At 67.2% G+C, this 15,668-nt stretch carries 11 protein-coding genes; 3 read left to right on the top strand and 8 right to left on the bottom strand.

The features are described from left to right. Positions 1 to 146 precede the first annotated feature (146 nt). On the top strand, positions 147 to 491 hold the full coding sequence (locus IPK65_12720) for a 4a-hydroxytetrahydrobiopterin dehydratase (protein MBK8163953.1): 345 nt from the start codon (positions 147 to 149) through the stop codon (positions 489 to 491). A gap of 8 nt (positions 492 to 499) precedes the next feature. Here the strand turns inward: IPK65_12720 and IPK65_12715 are convergent, their stop codons facing one another. From IPK65_12715 to IPK65_12705, 3 genes are read right to left on the bottom strand one after another with little or no spacing between them, the layout of a single operon-like run. Further along, positions 500 to 1,930, bottom strand: coding sequence for an RtcB family protein (locus IPK65_12715; protein ID MBK8163952.1), 1,431 nt, complete (start codon positions 1,928 to 1,930; stop codon positions 500 to 502). 31 nt (positions 1,931 to 1,961) lie between these two features. Then, positions 1,962 to 2,402, bottom strand: a complete 441-nt coding sequence (locus tag IPK65_12710; protein ID MBK8163951.1) for an archease — start codon at positions 2,400 to 2,402, stop codon at positions 1,962 to 1,964. A 40-nt stretch (positions 2,403 to 2,442) separates the two neighbouring features. Next, positions 2,443 to 2,652, bottom strand: coding sequence for a dodecin domain-containing protein (locus tag IPK65_12705; GenBank protein MBK8163950.1), 210 nt, complete (start codon positions 2,650 to 2,652; stop codon positions 2,443 to 2,445). 195 nt (positions 2,653 to 2,847) lie between these two features. Between IPK65_12705 and hypF the strand changes: the two genes are divergently transcribed. Further along, on the top strand, positions 2,848 to 5,196 hold the full coding sequence (gene hypF, locus IPK65_12700) for a carbamoyltransferase HypF (GenBank protein MBK8163949.1): 2,349 nt from the start codon (positions 2,848 to 2,850) through the stop codon (positions 5,194 to 5,196). A 15-nt stretch (positions 5,197 to 5,211) separates the two neighbouring features. Further along, positions 5,212 to 6,258, top strand: a complete 1,047-nt coding sequence (gene hypE, locus IPK65_12695; protein MBK8163948.1) for a hydrogenase expression/formation protein HypE — start codon at positions 5,212 to 5,214, stop codon at positions 6,256 to 6,258. 553 nt (positions 6,259 to 6,811) lie between these two features. Here hypE and IPK65_12690 read toward each other — a convergent pair. The 5 genes from IPK65_12690 to IPK65_12670 all read right to left on the bottom strand — a co-directional run bounded on the left by IPK65_12690 (position 6,812) and on the right by IPK65_12670 (position 15,637). Beyond that, a complete protein-coding gene (locus tag IPK65_12690; protein MBK8163947.1) occupies positions 6,812 to 7,336 on the bottom strand; it encodes an Hsp20/alpha crystallin family protein in 525 nt (174 codons plus the stop codon). Between the two features lie 337 nt (positions 7,337 to 7,673). Beyond that, a complete protein-coding gene (locus IPK65_12685; protein MBK8163946.1) occupies positions 7,674 to 8,585 on the bottom strand; it encodes an HDOD domain-containing protein in 912 nt (303 codons plus the stop codon). Positions 8,586 to 8,729: 144 nt separating this feature from the next. Further along, the gene (gene hrpA / locus IPK65_12680) at positions 8,730 to 12,614 is read right to left on the bottom strand and encodes an ATP-dependent RNA helicase HrpA (protein ID MBK8163945.1); all 3,885 of its coding nucleotides are present in this window, start codon (positions 12,612 to 12,614) and stop codon (positions 8,730 to 8,732) included. Between the two features lie 55 nt (positions 12,615 to 12,669). After that, complete coding sequence (locus tag IPK65_12675) at positions 12,670 to 13,956, bottom strand: sugar ABC transporter substrate-binding protein (protein MBK8163944.1); 1,287 nt, start codon at positions 13,954 to 13,956, stop codon at positions 12,670 to 12,672. 40 nt (positions 13,957 to 13,996) lie between these two features. Beyond that, entirely contained in the window at positions 13,997 to 15,637 is a 1,641-nt protein-coding gene (locus tag IPK65_12670; protein MBK8163943.1) for an ankyrin repeat domain-containing protein, read from the bottom strand. Positions 15,638 to 15,668: the final 31 nt, after the last annotated feature.

The following is a 15,668-nucleotide window of genomic DNA, read 5'->3' as shown; positions in this document are numbered from 1 at the left end:
AGTTACATGTTATTTCTCATGTCGAATAATATGCATCGCGATTCACACGGCACGTGCCACTGCCTATACTAACAGGCCTGCGCGCGACGCTCGCGCAGGGATCATATCAGACTCCATCGCCGCGACGGACAATACGGGAGGGCGCAATGACAGGACTGGCCGAGATCAAATGCGAGGCATGCCGCGCCGGTGCGCCAACGGTGACGCCGGAAGAGATCGCCGAATTCCAGCCCCAGATCCCCGCCTGGCGTATCGTCACGCGTGACGGCATCGATCAGCTCGAGCGTGCGTACAGCTTCCGCAATTTCGTCGACGCGCTCGCCTTCACTGTCAAGGTCGGGATGCTGGCCGAAAAGGAGTTCCACCACCCCGACATCCAGACCGCCTGGGGCAAGGTGACCGTCACCTGGTGGTCGCACAAGATCAAGGGGCTGCACCGCAACGACTTCATCCTGGCCGCACGCACCGACCGGCTCTACGGCGACGGCTGAACGGCGTTTCAACCCTTTACGCACACCAGCGGCTCGAGACGCGCGACCTTGCGCGCGAGCCCGGCCCGCTCCGCCGCGTCCACCACCTGCGTCACATCCTTGTAGGCGCCGGGCGCCTCCTCCGCCACACCGCGCAGGCTCGGACTGCGGATCAGGATGTTCCGGCGCGCCAGCTCGTCCACCAGTTGCCGGCCGCGCCACTGGCGTGACGCCGCGTGCCGGCTCATGGCGCGCCCGGCGCCGTGGCAGGCAGAACTGAATGAGAGGGTCTCGCTCGCGGTGACGCCGGCGAGGATGTAGGAGGCGGTCCCCATCGAACCACCGATCAGCACCGGCTGGCCGGTGGCGCGCAATGTCTCCGGCAGCGCGGGATGCCCGGGGCCGAAGGCGCGCGTGGCGCCCTTGCGATGCACGAACAGGCGCCGCCGGCGCCCGCCCGCCTCGTGCGTCTCCTCCTTGCAGGTGTTGTGCGACACGTCGTAGAGCAGGCTGAGCACGGCCTCCGGAAACACACCGGCCACCGCCTCGCGGGTCAGGTGCGTCAGGATCTGCCGGTTGGCAAGCGCGCAATTGATCGCGGCGCGCATGGCGCCGAGATAGGCCTTGCCGAGCGGAGAACCCAGCGGCGTGCAGGCCAGCTCGCGGTCCGGCAAGGCGATGCCGTGGCGCGGCGCCTCGATGGCCATATCCCTGAGAAACTCGGTGCCGATCTGGTGACCGAGGCCGCGCGAGCCGCAGTGCAGCGAGATGACGATCTCGTCAAGGGCGAGGCCGTAGGCGGTGGCGGCCGCTGCGTCGTAGATCGCGGTGACCGCCTGCACCTCCAGGTAATGGTTGCCGGAGCCGAGCGTGCCCATCTCGTCGCGCTGGCGGTGCCTGGCGCGCGCCGACACGCAGGCCGGATCGGCGCCGTCCATGCAGCCGTGCTCCTCCACGCGCGCGAGATCCGCCGGCAGGCCGTAGCCGCGCGCGACCGCCCATTGCGCGCCGCCGCGCAGCATCTCGTCCATCTCCCGCTCATCCAGATGCACGCGCCCGGTGCTGCCGACGCCGGCGGGGATGCTGCGGTACAGCGCATCGGCCAGCGCGGTGGCGTCTGCCTCGACCTCGCTGCGCGTCAATCCGGTGTGCAATGCACGCACGCCGCAGGAGATGTCGAAACCGACCCCGCCCGCTGAAATCACCCCGCCCTCGGCGGGATCGAAGGCCGCCACGCCGCCGATCGGGAAACCGTAACCCCAGTGCCCGTCCGGCATGACATACGAGGCCTCGACGATGCCGGGCAGGCAGGCCACGTTGATCGCCTGCTCGCCCACCTTGTCGTCCATCGCCCGCAGCAGCGTCTCGTCGGCGTAGATCACCACCGGCACGCGCATGTCGCCGCGGCGCGGGATCTCCCAGCTGAAATCGGTGCGCTTGACGAATCGGGCCAGGTCCATGGTAGGGTGATTTTCCCGTCGGTTATGCCGTTCAGACGTCGGCCACGCACTGCGCCAGCCACACGCCCTGCGCTTCCGCCGCCACCCTGAGCGCGGTGTAGGTCGCCCCCTTCACCTCAACGGTGGGTTGATGGCGCGCGACCTCCACCGGCTCTCCCCACGCCCGCGCGTGCAGGCGGTGCGCATCGATCTCAACCTCGAAGCGCCCGAACAGCATGCGGCGCGTTGCCATCTCATAGATCAAGGCGTTCAGCCATTCCACCAGCAGCAGCTCGTCGTCCGGTGCCTCGCACCGGATTTGAAGTTGCTCGCGGGTCGCGACGTCGGCCGGGTCGACGATCACCGCCGTCAGGGCCAGCGCCGCCTGCTCGAAAGCCTCCGCCAGGGTGCGCCCCATGCCGCGCAGGCCGATATCGGCCTCATGGGAAAAATGTTCCCAGCGCGGTACTACCTGGGAGCCCGGCCCGGCCATGTCGGTGATCACGGGCTGCGCGCGGCCGGGACCGGACGGCTCAGTCTTCCAGCGTGAAGCCGACCTTGATGGTCACCTGGTAATGCGCGACCTTGCCGTTCTCGATGTGCCCCCGCATGTTGATGACCTCGAACCAGCGCATATTGCGCACGGTCTTCGCCGCGCGCGTGACGGCATTTTCTATCGCAGGTTCGATCCCCTGACGGGAAGAACCGGTCAATTCGATCAGCTTGTAGACATGCTCGCTCATTCCTCGCCTCGCATCATGGTTTGGTGATTCGGGATCCCGCCGTCCCTGATCATAGCCTGCCTCGCAGCCGGTGTGGAAACGGCCCTGCCCGACAACTCGACCTGTCATGATGAAATTGAAACAACTAAATGAATTACTGCTCAATAATCCGCATAATCGAACTGCCGCGATGCGCCGCCGGGTAGATGCGGTAGCATGGTAGGCCACCTGACGAGCACACACATCCGACCGGACGCAGATGAGCCACCCCTCCCGGAGCCGACGACGACTCATGAACGCATCGCCCGGCGCTGGGTGATCGGCGGGCGGGTACAGGGCGTGGGCTATCGCCCCTTCGTCTACCGCCTCGCCGGCCGGTTCGACATCGAGGGATGGATCAGGAATGAACACGGCCGCGTTGAAATCCTCGCGCAGGGTCGGCCGACCCGGCTCGAGGCCTTCGGCGCCGCACTGCTGCTGGAGGCCCCGCCGCTGGCACGCCCGCAGCTGATCTCCGCTGCCGGCGCCGAAGTGCAGCCGGTGCGCGGCTTCTCCATCCGTGCGAGCCGGGAACACTCGCCGCACGATGTCCACTTGCCTCCCGATCTGCCGCCCTGCCCGGTCTGCCTCGCCGAACTGCGCGACCCGGCCGACCGGCGCTATCGCCATCCCTTCATCAACTGCACCGCCTGCGGGCCGCGTTTTACCGCGATCGACCGCCTGCCATATGACCGGCCGCATACCACGCTGAGCGCCTTCCAGCTCTGCGCGGCATGCGCGCGCGAATACGCCGATCCGGACGACCGTCGCTTCCACGCGCAGCCGATCGGCTGCCATGCGTGCGGGCCGCGCCTCGAGTTCGCCGGCCGGGACGGCGCGCCGGCCGCGCGGGACGCGGAGGCGCTCGACGCCTGTATCAGCGCCTTGCGCGCGGGCATGATCGTCGGCGTCAAGGGCGTCGGCGGTTATCATCTCGTGTGCGACGCGCGCGACGCCGGCGCGATCGCCCGCCTGCGTCGTGACAAACATCGACCCGACAAGCCGCTGGCGGTGATGTTTCCGGAGGATGCCGCGCTGGCCTCGGCGCGCCGCCACCTCCGTATCGACGCCGCGCATGAAGCGGCGCTGCGCTCCTCCGCCCGCCCGATCCTGCTGACGGCGAAATCGCCTTCGACGGATCTGCCGGACGCGATCGCGCCCGGACTGTCCGAGATCGGCGCGATGCTTCCCTACAGCCCGCTGCACCACCTGTTGCTGGACGGCTTAGGCGGTCCCCTGATCGCGACCTCCGCCAATGCAAGCGGCGAGCCGGTGCTGACCACGCAGGATGAGGTCGCGCCGCGCCTGGGCCATGTCGCCGAGGCCTGGCTGCATCATGACCGTCCGATCGCACACCGCGCGGACGATCCCGTGCTGCGCGTCATTGCGGGCGCGGCGCGTCCGCTGCGGCTCGGGCGCGGCCTCAGTCCGCTGGAACTCGAACTGCCCTGCGCCCTGCGCCGCCCGCTGCTCGCGGTGGGCGGCCACATCAAGAGCACCGTCGCGCTGGCCTGGGACCGGCGCGTCGTGATCTCCGCCCACATCGGCGACCTGGAGGCGCCGCGCAGCCGCGCGGCCTTCGAGCGCACCATCGCGGATCTGCAGGCCCTCTATGGCGTAGAGGCACAGGCTGTCGTGTGCGATCGCCATCCGGGCTACGCCAGCCGCCGCTGGGCGCATGCAAGCGGGCTGCCTGTCCTCGAGGTATTCCACCATCACGCCCACGCCGCGGCGCTGGCGGGCGAGCATCCGGCGGAGAGGCGCTGGCTGGTGTTCGCGTGGGACGGTCTCGGCCTGGGCGCGGACGGCACACTGTGGGGCGGCGAGGCCCTGCTCGGGCATCCGGGCGACTGGCGGCACGTGGCAAGCTTCCGCCCGTTCCGCCTGCCCGGCGGTGAACGCGCCGCGCGCGAACCGTGGCGCAGCGCGCTGTCCTTGTGCTGGGAGAGCGGTTTCCCGTGGAGACACGCGCCGCAGGACGGCGGGCTGCTGCGGCACGCCTGGGAGCAGGGACTCAACTGTCCGGCAACGTCCTCCGTCGGGCGGCTGTTCGACGCCGCCGCGGCGCTGACCGGCCGGCTCTCCCGCGCCAGCTACGAAGGCCACGGCCCCGCATTGCTGGAAGCGGCGGCGGAGCCTACCGACGATTTCATTCCTTTGCCGCTTACAACAGCGGCGGGCGACCTGCACATCGCGGACTGGGCGCCGCTGCTGCCGATGCTGACGGATGATGCGCTGACCGTCGCGCGCCGCGCGGGGCTGTTTCATGCCAGCCTCGCACAGGCCCTGCTCACACAGGCGAAGGCGGCGCGCGCGCGCTTTGGCGAGTTCACCGTCGGCCTTGGCGGCGGGGTGTTCCAGAACCGGCTCCTGACCGAACGGGTCTGCGCCCGGCTCGCCGCTGCCGGCTTCGAGGTGCGCCTGTGCGTCCAGGTACCGTACAACGATGCCGGCCTGAGCTACGGCCAGGTCATCGAGGCGCTGTATCGGGAGACCGCCGGCGCGCGCGCAGTGCAGCCGGCGTGAGATAATCACGCGACCATGCCCGACACCGACCTCACGCCGTCAGACGTTGAGGCCTCCCTCTCGGAGGCCGACCAGCCCATCGGCCTCGCGCACGGCAACGGCGGCCGTCTGATGCGCGAACTGATCGAGGAGGTCTTCGCGCGCACTCTGGACGGCCTCGATACCGCTCTTGATGCGGTGACGCTCGCCTTCAGCGCGGACAGGCTGGTCATGACCAGCGACTGCTTCACGGTCCAGCCGGCGGAGTATCCCGGCGGTGACATCGGCGCACTGGCCGTGCACGGGACCGTCAATGACCTCGCGGTCGCCGGGGCGGAACCCTGTTATCTCAGCCTGGGGGCGATCATCGAGGAAGGCTTCGGCCGGCGCCGGCTCGCGCGCATCGTCGCCAGCCTGGCCGCCGCAGCGCGCGAAGTCCCGGTGCGCGTCGTCACCGGCGATACCAAGGTGGTGCCGCGCGGCGAGGGCGGCGGGCTGTATCTGATCACGACCGGGATCGGCCGCCGGCTCGGCGACCACGTGCTCGACCCGCGGCGCATACTGGACGGCGACGCCATAGTCGTCAGCGGACCGGTCGGCGACCATGCCGTCGCGGTGATGCTCGCGCGCGGGCAGTTCGGCCTCCAGGGTGAGCTGCGCTCCGACTCGGCCAGCGTCCTTCCGCTCGCGCGCGCGGCGCTCGCCTTTCCGGGCCTGCGCTTCATGCGCGACCCGACGCGCGGCGGCCTCGCGACCGTGATGCACGACGTCGCCCGCGCCAGCGGTCTGGGCGTCCGCCTGCGCATGGATGCCATTCCGGTCCGGCCGGCGGTGCAGACCGTGTGCGACATGCTGGGCTATGATCCGCTCTATCTCGCCTGCGAGGGACGCATCGTCGCGGTCGTTGAGCGCGCGCAGGCGGAGGCCCTGCGCGGGGCATGGCGCACACTGCCCGCGGGCGAAGGCGCCGCGATCATCGGGGCAGTCGTCTCGGGCGAGAACGGCGTGATCCTGGAAACCTCCCTCGGCGGGGAGCGAATGGTCGAGGAACTCGAGGATGATCCCCTGCCCAGGATTTGCTGAGGTGCAGGAAGGGAACCCATCGCGCAGACGGTGACGATCAACCGTCTCCTCCAATCCATTGGATAACCATGACCGGGTCATGGCGCCATCCCTGGCGATCCAACGATGGTTCGAACCGCCCACGCGATGGGTGTTCGGTTAATCTCGCAGCCTGCAGAGACCGCCGTCCCGTCCGGTCACGCCGCGTACCGTTATGGATCAGACACGCCTCCGCGGCCTGATCTGATCGCGGGACAGGCGCGCAATCGGCGCCAGCTCCACACTGCATGCCCAAGCGAGTATACCGACGAGAAAATAAAAATACTGTCCGACCTAAGGCCTAGCTCGACATTCTTAGGCGTCATGCGAATTATGCTTAATGTTTACGCGTGATGATTACTACCGGCGGAGCAGCACATGGCGGCACACGCGAATCGCGCCGTGGACGACGATTTACGTGGCCAGGCGCGCGAGCAGCATGTCAGCGAGGAACCGGCGGGCGAGAGTGCGCTGCATGCTGCGTGATCACGCCCGCCTCGGCAGGCCGCGGACGCGGCCGTGCCCCTCGAATGCATCAACCCTCGATCTTGATGGATCGCCGCTTGGCCGCCTCGATCTTGGGGAAACTCAGCTCAAGTACGCCGTCCTTGAATTTCGCCGTCGCCCTGCCAGCGTCGACGTTCACCGGCAGGCTGATCGAGCGCGAGAAACTGCCCTGGTGGATTTCGCGGCGCTGATACTTTCCCTTCTCCTCCTTGCTGGTCTCCTGCCTGGTCTGAGTGCTGACGGTGAGGAGGTTATCACTCAGTGAGACCTCGATATCCTCCTTCTTCACACCGGGCAGCTCGGCCCGCACCAGCAGGGTTGCCTCCTGATCCACCACGTCCATCCTCGGCACGCGTCCCTCGCCGAATGCCGCCATGTCGGGCCACTCGGGAAACTCGCCGCGCCACGGACGCAGCCAGCCACGCGGATAAAAGCTGTCGAAGAACCGCTCCATGTCCTCGAAGTTGCGGGAAAACGGAAATACATCGCGGGCCGCGACGCCCTTCTTCTTGTCATCCTTCTTCTCCGTCACGGATTTTTTTCCATTGGCCATTATTGCCTCCAGTCTGAATGATGTGCGGCGGGTTGCCGCATGTGAATAGTTTAATTCTGCGCTATTTCATTTCTGTAAAAAACCGGGCGCAGCGGTCCACTACTGAATCCGGCGGACCGTTCATGCGGCAGGCCTGTAGCCTCGTGAGAATTGATCAGGCAAATCCGGGCTGATGATGGCCGGGTTGATTAACAGGATTGCTAATCGAGTCGTACTTATTGAAAGCGCTACACATTCTTGTGGGGAGTTCGCCGCCGGACACCGGGGCGCGGGTCAGATGTGCCCGCAGGGGGACCGGGCGTATGGATGCGGGGAGATTATTTCACTTCGGCGGGAATCACGCCGCCTTCGGCAGCATGGTGTCCGAGAGCGGAGCGAGCTGGCCGGAGGCCTCTGCATGAAGGGCGATCAGGGCATCCGTATTGAGCCCGGTGACGGCCCAGGCGACCGGGTCAACCTCCCGGGAGAGATAATGTGCCAGCGCGGTTTCCTCCTGGGGCAAGAGATGGTCCGTGTAGGGACTGTCCGCGACGGCAGCGGCGATATGGAGCAGCGCCGCGTTGAGGGTCCCGTTACGCGCCTCGGCCGGTGCGTGGTGGCACTTCACCGCCTCCCAGATGTAGTCCGGCAACTGCCATTGGCGCAGCAGCTCACCCCCGACGGCGGCATGGTCGAAGCCGATCACGCCGCGTTCCAGCAGATGCAGCTGCATGCCGGAGTCCCTGGCGCGCAGATGGGTCTCGCGCGCCATCTCCGGCAGCTTGTTGGCGATGATCAATTGGCCGATGTCGCACAGCAGCCCGGCTACGAACAGCGATTCGGCCTCGACCACCCGGATGCGCACCCCGAGCAGGCGGGCGGTGAGCGCGCAAAACAGGCTCCGGCGCCAGTATGCTGCCATATCGATCACGCCGTCCCTGAAGCGCGTCAGCACATCAACCGCGGCATATGCAAGCACCAGGTCACGCAGGCCCCGCGTGCCGATCACGGTGATTGCACGGGTAATCGTATCGATGCGGGCCGGGAATCCGTACAAGGGGCTGTTGGCAATCCGCAGCAGGCGCGCCGTGAGGGCGGGATCCTCGCCGATGACGCGCGCGATCATGCCGCCCGAGACGCGCGGGTCGTCCACCATCCGCGTGATCTTGAAGAATACCTCGGGCAACGAGACCAGGCGTATCGCACCCTTGACCAGGTCTTCGGGACGTATCTGGGGCGTTCCTTGGATGTGTTCCTGTTCAGAAATCATGTATCGACGCCCAAAACGACCTGCGTAAGCGGAAAACCCGTCCGCCGGAAATTCGCGTTCCGATGGCCTTACTGTAATCGTCAGGCGGAAGATATTCTTTAGATGAGATCTACGCGGGGCGACGGCGGGGAGCTCACCCCGCGCTCAGTCCGGCAACAGGCGCTGCACACGCTGCACCGACACCGGCACGACCGTCTTCAGCTCCTGGGCGAACAGGGATACGCGCAGTTCCTCCAGCAGCCAGCGGAGCGGGATCCCGGTCACGGCGGTCTCGCTGCCGTCCCCGCCCCGCCGCAGCCATTTTCGCCACAGGGGTGCGATGCCGGCGAGGCCCTGGGCGTCCCTGTCGGGCCGGTCACGCAGCCGGTCGAGACGGACGCGCATGGCGCGGAGATAACGCGGATAGTGCCGCAGCCAGTCCGGGGGCGTGTCGTGGAGGAAGCCGCTGTACACCAGCTTGTCCAGCTGTTCCTTCATGTCCTCAAGCGCCGGCCGCCATGCCGCGGGACACGCCTGCGACAGGGCGGGCCTGATCTCGTGGTAGGCGTCGAGTATCTCGCCGGCGAGATGGCAGAGCTCATTGAAGGTCGCGACCAGGGCGGGGCCCGCCTCGGCCAGGAGCGCGCGGAAATCCGCGTCGCTGCGCGGCAGCGGGCGGTCGTGCAGGAAGGTACGGTCTACCGCAGCCTCGACGAGCTGATCCTGCAGCTCACTGCAGGTGCCCAGCGGCAGGTAACACGCGCACATGCGGTTCCGGCCGGGCATCTCCTTCTTCAGGTATTTGACCTTGGCGGACATGGCCAGCATGATCAGGCGGCGCACCCCGCCACGATTGATCTGCTGCGCGCGCGCTGCATCGTCGCACAGGTGCCAGGATACCGCGTCGCCCTCGTCCTGCAGAACCGGATAGCCCCTGATGCGCCTCCCGTCGCGTTCATATTCAGCCGATTCGGGCAGCGCGCCGAAATCCCAGGATACAATCCTGCGCCCGGCGGCTTCCGTCTGCAGGCTGATCGTGAAGGACTGACGTGCACGATCACCCAGTTCGCTGCGCAGGCGCGCAAGATCGCGGCTGGAGGCGAGCACATCACCGGTCTCACCTAGGATGTGGAAGTTCATGCGCAGGTGATCCGGAACCTCCTCCGGCCGCCATGCATCCCGCGGCACCTCCACGCCGGTCATGCGTTTCAGCTCCGCGCCGGTCGCCGCGGCGAGATCGCCCCGCATCTTCGCCTGCAGCGCATCGGCGCAGGCGGCGGCGAAATCCGTCGCCGGCACGAAACGGCGCCGCCAGACCTTGGGCAGCGACCGGATCAGGGCGACCAGTTTTTCCTGCAGCAGGCCCGGTACCAGCCATTCTGCCTGGACCCCGTCCACCTGATTCAGCATCATCAACGGGACCGCCAGGCTAACACCATCATCCGGATGACCCGGTTCGAAGCGGTACCCAAGGGTGAATTCCGCCCCGTTCATCGTCAGCCGCGCGGGAAACTGTGTATCAACGTCCGGGGCCTGGGCTTCCCGCATCAGCAGTGCCTGGTCCATGAACAGCAGGCGCGGCTCGGCGCGCTGGCCCGCCTTGTACCAGGCCGCGAAACTCCGGGCGTCCGCCAACCCGGCCGGCAGGCGTTCGTCATAGAAACGGAACAGGGCTTCATCGTCTACCAGCAGCCCGCGCTGGCGTGTCTTGTCCTCCAGCGCGCGGATTTCCTCGATGAGTGCGCGATTGTGGCGCAGGCAGGCGGCGTCGACGCCGTCCTCGTCGGCCAGCAGGGCGCCGCGGATGAATATCGACCTAGCCTGTACAGGGTCGATACGCGTGAAATCGACGCAACGCCGCGGATTGAGGACCAGTCCGTGCAGCGTGACGCGCTCGTAGGCCATCACGCGTCCGCGGCCGGCATCCCAGAAAGGATCATAGTGACTGCGCTTCACCAGATGGACCGCAACCCGTTCGATCCATTCGGGTTCCACGCGCGCCGCGGTGTGTGCGTACAGCCGCCGGGTTTCGATCAGCGCGGCGGACACGATCCATTTGGGCGGTTTTTTCGCCAGCGCGGACCCGGGGAACAGTATGAATTTATTGCCCCAGGCGCCGGCATATTCGCCTTCTTCGTTGAGGCGCGCCACATTTCCCAGCAGGCCGGCGAGCAGGGCACGGTGTATCTGGCCGTAATCGGCCGGCTGCTGGTTGAGGCGGTACCCCATTTCGATGATTTGTTCGTGCAGCTGCTGATGGATGTCGCGCCATTCGCGCAGCCTCCTGTAAGACAGGAAATGTTCCTGGCAGTATTTGCGCAGCTTGCTCTGCGACAGGTGGCGGGAACGCTCGTCGAATTCCGACCACAGCTTGAGATAGGCGAGAAAGTCCGAGCGCGCGTCCTGGAACAGCCGGTGTTTCCCGTCGGCCGCCTGCGACGCATCCGGCGGACGTTCGCGCGGATCCGGCAGCGACAGTGCGGCGCATACGATCAGCATCTCGGCCAGGCAATTCTCGGCGGCGCCGCCCAGGAGCATGCGCCCGATGCGGGGGTCGACAGGCAGGCGCGCAATCTTCCTGCCGGTGTCCGTCAGGCGGCGCTGATCATCCAGCGCATTCAACTCCTCCAGCAGCTTGTAACCGTCGCTGATGTAGCGCGAGTCAGGAGTTTCGATGAAGGGAAACTGCTCGATGTCGCCCAGCTCCAGCACGAGCATCTGCAGGATCACGCTGGCAAGGTTCGTGCGCAGGATCTCGGGCGGCGTATGGGCGGATCGCGCGAGATAATCCTCCTCCGCATACAGGCGAATGCAGACGCCCGGGGCGACACGCCCGCAGCGTCCCGCGCGCTGATCGGCGGAGGAACGCGCGATCGGTTCGATCGGCAGGCGCTGGACCTTCGCGCGGCGGCTGTAGCGACTGATGCGCGCGAGTCCGGTGTCGATCACATAGTGGATGCCGGGCACCGTCAGCGATGTCTCGGCAATATTGGTGGCGAGAATGATGCGGCGCGCCCGGCTCGTGCGGAAGATGCGGCCCTGTTCGGCGGTACCCAGGCGTGCATAGAGCGGTATGATCTCCGTTTGCGGCGGATGATGTTTGCGCAGGGCTTCCGCCGTCTCGCGGATCTGGCGCTCGCCCGGCAGGAAGATCAGGATGTCTCCCGGGCCGTGACGCGACACCTCATCAACGGCGTCCAGTATCCGCTGCTGGAGGCCATCCTCCTCGGACCTGGCGCTGCCGCCGCCATCGCCCGGCGGCCGGTAGCGGATCTCGACCGGATAGCTGCGGCCTGACACCTCGAGGATGGGCGCCCCGCCGAAATGGCGGGCGAACCTTTCCGGCTCGATGGTGGCAGAGGTGATGATGAGCTTCAGATCGGGACGCCGCGGCAGAAGCTGCCTGAGATACCCGAGAAGGAAATCGATGTTGAGACTGCGCTCGTGCGCCTCGTCGATGATCAGGGTGTCATACGCGAGCAGGCAGCGGTCGTGCATCAGCTCAGCCAGCAGGATGCCATCCGTCATCAGCTTGACCATCGTTTCCGGGCGGGTATGGTCTCCGAAACGGACCTTGTATCCCACCTGCCGGCCAAGTTCGAGCTTCATCTCGCCGGCGATGCGCGCCGCCAGGCTGCGCGCCGCGATGCGGCGCGGCTGGGTGTGTCCGATCATGCCGCTGGTGCCGCGGCCCGCCTGCAGGCAGATCTTGGGAAGCTGCGTGCTCTTGCCGGAGCCCGTCGCGCCGCACAGCACGATCACCTGATGCGCAGCGATGGCCGCGGCGATCTCGTCGCGCTGGGCGCTGACCGGAAGTTCCTCCGGATAGTTCCATTCACGCGGCAGCGCCCGTCGTCGTTCGAGGATCGTGCGTGAGGCCCGGATCTCCGCCTGCACCTCGGCCAGCCGCGCCCGCAGCCGGGTCGGAATGTCGTCGTCGTTCGCCCCGACCGCCTGTGCGAGCTCCTGAAGTCGACGGCGCAGGCGCGGCTGGTCGATGAGCAGGCAGGAGGCGAGATCGCGGTCAAGCTCGTCGAGGATGCGGTTCATGCCGGATCGGTAAGGATGATTCTGTCGGATCGCGGCAGGCGCGTCCGTCCCGAGGTCAGGCGCCGCCGTTCAATCTCACGTCGATCGCCTCGACGGCCGCATCGAGCGCACTGCGCACGTCGGCGCCGTGCATGATGTCATCGAACGTGCGCTGAAACTCCGCGCTGAGCACGGAATACGCCGGCAGGTTCGGCCGGGAAGTCACCGCCGTTTCCAGCTGTGGAACGAACAGATGGAGGGGTCCATCGTCGCGGTACAGCGCGGCGCGGGAGGCGGCGCTGCGTGTCGCGGGAATCCCCGCCCCCGCCTCGGCCATGGCCAGCACCTGTTCCGTCTGCAGCAGGTACTCGATGAACTGCATGGCGGCCTGACGGTCCCTGCAGGCCGTAGTGACCGCCCAACTCCAGCCACCCTGTGCGGTACGCGGACCGTGGCCGAAATCGGGCAGCGGCAGCAGGACGACATCGCCCGGGTACTGTTCGTCATAGCGGCGAAACGCGGTGTGATCGCCCCAGGACAGGGCGACGCGTCCGCGCAGGAAGGCGGCATCGCCCCCTCCCGTGTCGACATACCCCTGCCTGACCCAGGATTGCAGCTGCTGCATCGCCGCCACCACGCCCTCCCGGTTGAGGCGGCCGGCGGAGGTCCGATATGAGTCCCGGTCAACGAGATCGCCGCCTGCGGACTGCACTACAGGAAGAAAGGCATAGCTGTACCATTCACCCTTCGCCCCGAGCCCGAGATCGAGCACGGCGCCATCGGCGTCATGCGCGGCCAGGCGCCGCAGGACTTCGCCGAATTCCGAGGCGCTCCACGCATCCTCAAGCGATTCCGGTACACGCACTACCGCCTTGCGCAGCATGCTGGAGCGCGCGTAGAGACCGAGGCCGGTGTCATAGCTGGATACCGCATAGATCCTGCCGCGGTACATACCCTGTCCGATGATGGCCGGGAACAGGTCGAGGCGGCTGTTGTCGGTCAGCAGTTTGTCGAGCGGGACCAGGGATCCGCGCTGGATATACTCGTGGATGGCTGGTCCGTTGAAATCAAGGATATCGGGCAATTTTCCTGCGCCGGCGGCCGTCTGCACCTGGCCTTCATAGGACTCCTCGGGAAGGATCACAACGTTGACCCGCACGCTGTATTGCATGGTGTTGAAGCGTGTGACCTGCTCCTGCATGATCTTGCGTTCTGCAGGCGAGCCGGCGTGCATCCACACCTCCAGCTCCGTGGTCTGGTCCTGACCCGCCGCCGCGTCCGTGCGGGCGGAGTCGCACGCCGACAGCAGCATCACCGCGGCGATCAGCAGCGCCGATGCCGCATGACCGGTGTGCCGCGACATGCGGCGGGTCCGGACAGGGATGTAATGTCCGGTACGCATGCTATTCGTGTGTTGCCGCGGTGAGCAGGCGCGCCGCCTCGGCATGACTGTTGCGGTGTACGGCATCCAGCGCCGCCGCGGGCACATCTTCGATGGCGTCCAGTACGGCACCGTGCTCCAGCAGGGCCCTCGCGATGGCTTCCTGACCGCCATGCACCGCCAGCACAAGCGGCGTGCCGCCCGATCGCGCGGCGATGTTCGCATCGGCCCCGTATGCGAGCAGCACGTCGACGGCCGCCGCATGTCCGCCCTCCGTGGCCCAATGGAGCGCGCCCCGTCCCTGCCCGTCGCGGACATCGGGCGCGGCGCCGGCCTCGAGCAGGAGTCCCAGCATATCCGCCTGGCCGTAGCGTGCCGCCTCCACCAGGGGCGGCGGCGGTGTGCCGCTGTTGACCAGAGTGGTGATCATGTAACCCCGCGCCAGCGGCGGATCGGATTGATCCGGATCCAGTCCCTTCGTCAGCAGCGCGCGCATGATATTGAGGTCTCCCGCACGCGCAGCCGCAATGCCCGGAGCATCCCCGTCGCGGTTGGGCAGGCGGATGTCCGCCCCGCGGTCGAGCAGAGTCCAGACGCCATCCGCGTCGCCGCGCCGGATGGCGGTCAGCAGCGCGGTATCGCCGCGCGCCACCGCGCGCAGCAAATCGCGCTCGTTCTGCGGGACGCTCGACGCGTCGATGCGCTGCGCGCTGAGCCCCCACGGCACGTCGTTCACGTCTGCGCCGTGCTCGATCAGCAGATCCATCAGGCTGTTCTCGCCCCGGTAGGCTGCACTCGCCAGCGGCGTGACGCCCGTGACCGGGTCCCGATAGTTGGGATCGACTTCCAGCGCGAGCAGCCGCCCGACCTTGTCGGCGTCTCCGCGCCTGACCGCCTTGAGCAGGGCCTGTTCCGCACCCAGGTCGGCATACGGTGTTTCGTCGCGCGCGCCCGCCTCGAGCAGAATCTCCGCCACGCCGGTCTTGCCGCTGCGCCGGGCCAGCGTATAGGCGGTCTCGCCTTTTGCACGGACGGTGTCGGGCACCGCGCCGCGGGCGAGCAGGAGTTGCACCATGGCCAGACTGTCCGCGGCGGACAGATCGCGCGCGACTGCGCGCATCAGGGGACTGTATCCCTCGTGCCCGGCACCCGGGTCGTAATGGTTGGGATCGGCGCCGCTGGCAAGCAGGTACTCGACAATACTGACGCGGCCAAATCTGACCGCAGCGCTCAAGGCAGTCTCGCCGCCGCGATCCAGCGCGTTCACATCCGCCCCCGCAGCGAACAGCAGTCGCAGGTTGTCGAGCTGGCCGTTCGACGCGGCATGCATCAGGGCCGTGGCCCCCTCGGAATCCGTCGCGGAGACATCGGCGCCGCGGTCGATCAGCAGTGCCGTGATGGCCTGATCCTTCTCGCCGGCGGCGGCGATCAGCGCTGTCCTGCCCAGGCCATCCCGCGAATCCGGTGTAACGCCCTGATCGAGCAGCAGGCGTACGGTATCCCGCTGGCCGAAACGTGCGGCCAGCACCAGGTCCGGGTCGCCACGCGTCGTTGCCACGGCGGAGGTCGCGTCCGCATACGCGCTGGGGCTGACCAGCATCCCCGCCATCAGCAGTCCCGTGGCCAGAAGACCGACCGCCCTGCGCAGATCCGCTGTCCTCATTCCCGCCCCTCCGCGATAAAAAAGGCCCTTG

This window comes from Gammaproteobacteria bacterium (genome assembly GCA_016712635.1).
Classification (GTDB): Bacteria; Pseudomonadota; Gammaproteobacteria; order SZUA-140; family SZUA-140; genus JADJWH01.
The sequence above is the reverse complement of the archived record's forward strand: the minus strand, read 5'-3'. Positions and strand labels throughout refer to the sequence as shown.

What these genes read in the sequence shown, in the direction of transcription:
- IPK65_12720 (MBK8163953.1), top strand. Translation starts at nt 147, where the DNA reads ATGACAGGACTGGCCGAGATCAAATGCGAGGCATGCCGCGCCGGTGCG.
- IPK65_12715 (MBK8163952.1), bottom strand. Translation starts at nt 1,930, where the DNA reads ATGGACCTGGCCCGATTCGTCAAGCGCACCGATTTCAGCTGGGAGATC.
- IPK65_12710 (MBK8163951.1), bottom strand. Translation starts at nt 2,402, where the DNA reads ATGGCCGGGCCGGGCTCCCAGGTAGTACCGCGCTGGGAACATTTTTCC.
- IPK65_12705 (MBK8163950.1), bottom strand. Translation starts at nt 2,652, where the DNA reads ATGAGCGAGCATGTCTACAAGCTGATCGAATTGACCGGTTCTTCCCGT.
- hypF (MBK8163949.1), top strand. Translation starts at nt 2,848, where the DNA reads ATGGTAGGCCACCTGACGAGCACACACATCCGACCGGACGCAGATGAG.
- hypE (MBK8163948.1), top strand. Translation starts at nt 5,212, where the DNA reads ATGCCCGACACCGACCTCACGCCGTCAGACGTTGAGGCCTCCCTCTCG.
- IPK65_12690 (MBK8163947.1), bottom strand. Translation starts at nt 7,336, where the DNA reads ATGGCCAATGGAAAAAAATCCGTGACGGAGAAGAAGGATGACAAGAAG.
- IPK65_12685 (MBK8163946.1), bottom strand. Translation starts at nt 8,585, where the DNA reads ATGATTTCTGAACAGGAACACATCCAAGGAACGCCCCAGATACGTCCC.
- hrpA (MBK8163945.1), bottom strand. Translation starts at nt 12,614, where the DNA reads ATGAACCGCATCCTCGACGAGCTTGACCGCGATCTCGCCTCCTGCCTG.
- IPK65_12675 (MBK8163944.1), bottom strand. Translation starts at nt 13,956, where the DNA reads ATGTCGCGGCACACCGGTCATGCGGCATCGGCGCTGCTGATCGCCGCG.
- IPK65_12670 (MBK8163943.1), bottom strand. Translation starts at nt 15,637, where the DNA reads ATGAGGACAGCGGATCTGCGCAGGGCGGTCGGTCTTCTGGCCACGGGA.